Source organism: Mesorhizobium sp. M1143, from assembly GCF_040318435.1.
In the GTDB taxonomy this organism is placed as follows: Bacteria; Pseudomonadota; Alphaproteobacteria; order Rhizobiales; family Rhizobiaceae; genus Mesorhizobium.
In genome coordinates this window covers 1-5,634 of record NZ_JAMYMJ010000106.1, presented here as the reverse complement: position 1 = coordinate 5,634, position 5,634 = coordinate 1, and the positions used below count along the sequence as shown (strand labels likewise).

Annotated in this window: 3 protein-coding genes and 1 pseudogene; 2 read left to right on the top strand and 2 right to left on the bottom strand. The window is 58.1% G+C overall.

Going from position 1 to position 5,634, the window contains the following annotated elements; translation table 11 throughout:
• Both NKH35_RS30575 and NKH35_RS30570 read left to right on the top strand, forming a co-directional pair.
• Positions 1-227, top strand: a pseudogene (locus NKH35_RS30575) (cysteine synthase family protein); the annotation flags it as partial.
• On the top strand, positions 227-3,139 hold the full coding sequence (locus tag NKH35_RS30570) for a lyase family protein (protein WP_352917424.1): 2,913 nt from the start codon (positions 227-229) through the stop codon (positions 3,137-3,139). The pseudogene NKH35_RS30575 and the gene NKH35_RS30570, both read left to right, overlap by 1 nt.
• Before the next feature lie 310 nt (positions 3,140-3,449).
• Here NKH35_RS30570 and NKH35_RS30565 read toward each other — a convergent pair whose 3' ends face one another.
• The gene (locus tag NKH35_RS30565; RefSeq protein ID WP_352917422.1) at positions 3,450-4,667 is read right to left on the bottom strand and encodes an MFS transporter; all 1,218 of its coding nucleotides are present in this window, start codon (positions 4,665-4,667) and stop codon (positions 3,450-3,452) included.
• A gap of 57 nt (positions 4,668-4,724) precedes the next feature.
• Positions 4,725-5,634 (bottom strand): RNA polymerase factor sigma-54 (rpoN, locus tag NKH35_RS30560; protein WP_352917420.1); only part of this gene is annotated, 910 nt, incomplete at its 5' end.

The following is a 5,634-nucleotide window of genomic DNA, read 5'->3' as shown; positions in this document are numbered from 1 at the left end:
ATCCAGAAGAGACCGTAGTTGTCATATGTCCTGATGAAGGCCACCGCTACGTCGAAGCTGTCTACGACCATAAGTGGCTCGTGCAGAACGAATCTCTAAATGCAGGTGTGCTCCTGGACGCGCCGGCAACCGAAAATCATCCCTCGACCGCCCTCCCTCCATGGAACCGATATCATTGGGATCGGAAAAGCCGGGAAGCTGTCCTAAGCCTTGTGGAGCAAGTGTGATGAATCGAGGCAGCTTCCTTTTCGTGGAAAGCAACACAACGGGCACTGGCGAATTATTGATGAAGCGGGCCCGTCTCCTGGGCTTTGAGACCTACCTCGTTACCCGCAATCCTGCGCGCTATCCGTTTCTTAAGGACTCTGTCGCGCAAGTGATCGAAGCTGAAACGCGTAGTCCGGACGAACTCATCGGTGTCGCCGCCAAATTAAGAAGTCTGGGAGGAATATACTCGTCGTCGGATTATTTTGTGGAAGCAGCCTCAACTGCCGCGATGGCGATGGGGCTACCAGCAGCGAATCCGGAGCCTATAGCCACATGCCGGAATAAATGGAAGCAAGCGGCCGAGTTACAACGACAATCAATCGCGATACCTGAAACACGGCTGGCCACTTCCATCAGAGACGTCGAGAATATTCTTGCCCAGGCCACTCTACCGGTGGTCGTCAAGCCAGTGTCCGGAAGTGGTAGCAGCGGCGTGAGGTTGTGCGATAGTGCCACAGCCGCCATCAAGGCGTTTGAGAACGCAAGGGGCGCACTGCTCGACCAAGTAGATCTGCCCAGTCCCGACATCCTCATCCAGCAATATGTCGAGGGTAAGGAATACTCTGCTGAGATGATTGCGTACGATGGGACGCTGCATTGTCTTGGAATTCTTGCCAAGCATAAAGGGCCGGCTCCCTGCTTCGTTGAGGTGGGGCACGACTTCCCGGCCCCGCTTTCGGAGCCGTCCCTCAAGGAACTGGCTTCTTTTGCTGCGCGAGCGGTGTCGGCGCTAGGCCTGAATTTCGGACCGGCTCATGTGGAGTTCGTGATAACGGAGGCGGGCCCCGTCATCATCGAGGTCAACCCCAGGCTGGCTGGAGGGATGATTCCAGTCATGCTCTCCCACGCCCTGAGCACGTCAATCCTTGACATGGTGATTAGACTTTACGCGGGAGAAGGGTTCACGCTTCCACACGCGAGCGCAAGGGCGGGAGCCATCCGTTTCCAACTCGTTCATAAATCCGGCAAGCTCAAACGTCTGGGCTTTTCTCGAAATCCAGAGCCAACAGTGCCTGAAGCAGGTCTTCTGAAATCTGAGGGAGTGGAGGTGAAAATAAATGGCGACTTCAGGGACCGAGTAGCCTACGCCGTAGGAGTTGCTGATGAACTGAATGTCGCCGTCGCGGCAGCGCAACGGATGATCGACTCCATTGTAATCGATATCGAGGCGGCTGCTGACGAAACGGCCAACACGCAGGTCGCTGGATCAAGCGAGGGCGGGTGGAACCTACATCCCGAAGCGATGAAGTTGCTCGCTCCGCCTATCGAAATCTCGCGTGACGGTCGCCTCCTGCGGCACCAGGCGGTCATAGACGAAGCTCATCTGGTGATGCTTGCGGACCAGGGCTTGGTCAGCGAGGCAGGCGCGGCCGATCTCCTCAAGCACATCGTCGACCTCCAAGATGAGGGCTTCCAGTCTTTGGAGGGCCGCGATGCTCCGCGTGGCCTCTATCTGGCCTATGAGGCCGAACTTGCGGCCAGAGCTGGCCCGGAACAGGCCGGCTGGCTGCATCTGGCGAGATCTCGCAACGACTTGAACGCGACTATATCTCTTCTGGTTCTTCGGGAGGTCGTATGTTCAATCTCGCGAGAAACAGGGATTTTGCAGGACACTCTCCTGCAGCGAGCGGAAGAGGCATCGAGACTTGTGGCTCCGCTGTACAGTCAATACCAGATCGCACTCCCGGGATCGCCAGGGCACTACCTGCTTGGGGTCTTCTTCGCTCTGGGGCGCGAGCGTCAGCGCCTCCATTGCCTGCTGGAAGAGATTAGGAACTGCCCTATGGGAGCTGGTGCCGGCGGAGGCACCAGCATCCCTATAGATCCCTTGAAGACAGCAAGTCTTCTGGGATTCGAACTGCCGTCGTTCAACTCACTTGATTCGGTCGCGAGCCGTGACCATCACCTACACGGGCTTTCACTCTTCGCTGGCGTTTCAATTCTGCTCAGCCGTGTGGCCCAGGACCTGCAGGTTTGGACGACGCGCGAGTTCGCGCTCATCGACGTCCCTCCCAATCTTGTTGGGGGCTCTTCCATGCTGCCGCAAAAGAAGAACCCGGTTCTGCTTGAACACATCAAGGGGTCAGCAAGCACCGTGATTGGCGCGTACGTTTCTGTGGCAACGGCAACCTGCAAATCGCCTTTCAGCAACTCGATCGAAACGAGCAACTACGGCTGCTCTTCATTAGGCCTAGCAGAAGATGGCCTGAAGCGGGCCATTATCCTCACGTCGCTAATCGTGAGGTTCATGTCGTTCAACGAGAGGTCGATGCGTGTAAATCTGGAAGACGGCTCATCGATGACGGCTGTCGCCGCAGAACGGATGGCGTCGCGAGGCATTCTTTTCAGGAAGGCCCATACACTAATTGGCGAGATCACCAGGCGCGTGTCTCAGGATAGTCGCGTGGCGGAGCGCCGACGCGAGCTGGCCGGCCAACTTCCTGGCGTGTTACCGGCGAGTCTCGAAGAATGCAGAGACGCTCTGCAGTTCGGAGGAGGACCCGGAAAAAGCTCAACTGATGGCCATGTTTCCGTAGCAAGAATGCTGTTTCGGGACATGCAGCTGAAATGCGCTGACATGTCGGAACGCTGGGCGCACGCTGAGGTGCACCGCAAAGGGAGGGTGAAAGAACTCATTGATAGGCGGCCGACTGCCTGGAGGTGTCTATGTTGGGGAGCCTCCGCGAACCTGCTTGAGATCTTACGCTACGTACGACATCGATGTTTGCGCCAGCTCAGTGCGGCCAATGTTGTACGGTTACTCGAATTCAGCGTATATCACGCCGTAGATTCACTCAGTCTGCGGCGCAGTTCGATGAACACTGCATCGTCCGTCGAGTCGGATAGTCTGCATCCGACAGTATGTTCCTGACGTGGAGCTCAGGGACGCAGACCGCTAATATAGCACTTGTGTCAACGATCAACGCCAAATCGAGAGGCTTTCTTATCGTCTTGCATTTTAGGAAATTTCTACCCTTTCTCAGATGCGTATGCGCGAGCCTCTAAGGTCGCTGTACGTTGGCTTTAACGGTGCGGAGATGCCGGTGTCGGTCGCCATGGCCCGGAGGTGAAGCCGACGCAGCGCTTCCGCTGGTCCATGCAAGCGGAGGATCGCGCCGCGCCGTGCATGCGATTGCATCTGTCGCCGCGCTGCGCTGCTGAGGCCTCTTCTGTCAGGCGGTCTAGGTTTCGCGCTTCGGGCCGAGCAGGAACACTATGAGGGCAGCGACGAACGTGGCAACAGCACTGTAGGCAATGGCGCTGGTAATCCCCGCATTCTCCACCAATAGTCCGCCGAAAATCGCGCCGGCTGCGATTGCCACTTGGAATACTGTGACCAGCAGCACACCGGCGCTTTGGGCCTGCTCGGGAACGGCCTTTCCTACCATCCACGTCTGCAATCCCACTGGCACCGCGCCGAAGGCAAACCCCCACGCGGCAACTGCAATCGCCGAGGCCAAGGCCGATGCTCCCGCCGTCAGCAGCGAAACAGCGGCTATCGCTATGAGCAGCGGTGCAAGGGCCGCGACTGCCTTGAGACTGTACTCGGCCAGAAGCCCGCCGGCCAAATTGCCGAAGAATCCGCCGATGCCAAAAGCCAGCAACACAAGCGAGATCGTCTCGACATCCAGCGCGGGGATCTTCTCAAGGAAGGCGCGGATATAGGTGATTCCGGCGAAGTGGCCGGAAGCGACCAGCAGGACAACCAGAAGCGCAACCTTGACCATCGGAATCTTGGCCACATCCAGCAGGCTGCGGAAGCTAGCCACTCCAATCGGAGGCAGTCTCGGAATGGTTATGAGTTGCACGAGCAGTGTAGCGGCGCCGCCGGCTGCGGCGAGCATGAAGGCGCTTCGCCATCCCCAAATATCGCCGACATAAGCGCCGATTGGAGCTGCGCAGACGGTAGCTACGGAAACGCCGGTGAGGATGATCGACATGGCGCGCGGCAGGAGGTGGCTTGGAACGAGCCGCATCGCCAGTGCTGCCGACATCGACCAGAAGCCTCCGAGCGCTATGCCGAGCACGACGCGTGCAGTCAGGAGAGCCGCCAGCGACCACGCGCCGGCCGCCAGAACGTCCGACAGGATCAGCAGCAGTGTCATGGTCCACATGACGGTCCTGCGGTCCAGGCGCTTTGTGATAATGGCCACAGTCGGCGCCGAGATCGCCCCGACGATAGCTGTCGCCGTCATCGCCTGTCCAGCCGCTCCCTCGCTGATACCGAGATCATGCGCGAGGGGCGTGAGCAGGCTGACAGGCAGAAACTCTGCCGTGACCAGCCCGAAGGTGCCCAAGGAAAGCGAAATGACGGCACCCCATGCGGGACCAGACGGTGGGACGGGCTTTTCTGGGTCGTGCAGAACAGCGTCCATGACGCCTGCTGCGGATCGGGTCATGAACGAAGTCTCCACTTTGATGCAATGCAACGTGATGTTGGCTGCCTTGACCCAAATCTAAAAACACAAGCGCATGTCCCGGCGGCGTTGCACGGAGGAGGGGATGTTCATTGCTTCGCGATATTTTGTGACGGTGCGGCGCGCAACATCGATGCCGGTTTCCTTCAGCCGGACAGCGATGTCTTCGTCGGAAAGCACGTCGCCGGGAGATTCTGCGGCAATCATCGCTTTGATCCGATGCCGGACAGCTTCGGCGGAGTGCGCATCGCCGCCTTGGCAGGACGCGATCGCGACGGTGAAAAAATACTTCAGTTCAAAGACTCCGCGCGGGGTAAGCATGTACTTGTTCGAGGTTACCCGGCTTACCGTCGACTCGTGCACGCCGATCGCGTCAGCGACGGTTCTAAGATTGAGAGGCCGCAGGTGGGCGACGCCATGTTCAAAAAAGGCATCCTGCTGACGCACGATTTCAGCCGCAACCTTAACAATGGTCTTGGCGCGCTGATCGAGGCTGCGGATTAGCCAGTTCGCGTTTTGCAAGCATTCGTCGAGAAATGCTTGATCTTTCGAATTTTGGGCAGTTTGACGCGAGACTTCGGCATAGTAGCTTTGATTGATCAGCAGCTTTGGCAGCGTGGCGGGATCAAGTTCGATCTGCCACCCGCCTTGCGGTGAGGGCGTGACCCAGACATCGGGTATGATTGATTCAGACGCACCGGATTGGAATCGGTTCCCAGGCTTGGGATCGAGCGCCCGAATCTCATGCATCATGTCGAGAAGGTCTTCTTCATCGACGCCGCAATGCTGCTTCAGTGCCTCAAAATCCCGTCGCGCTAGCTTTTCAAGATGGCCAACCAAAGCTGCCATTGCCGGGTCGAGCCGGTTTCGCTGGCGCAACTGGATCTCGAGGCATTCTCTGAGACTTCGCGCCAAAACTCCCGGTGGATCAAATTGCTGCCAGGTTCCG

Coding starts and splice junctions, on each gene's coding strand:
- NKH35_RS30565 (WP_352917422.1), bottom strand. CDS start 4,667: ATGACCCGATCCGCAGCAGGCGTCATGGACGCTGTTCTGCACGACCCA.
- NKH35_RS30570 (WP_352917424.1), top strand. CDS start 227: ATGAATCGAGGCAGCTTCCTTTTCGTGGAAAGCAACACAACGGGCACT.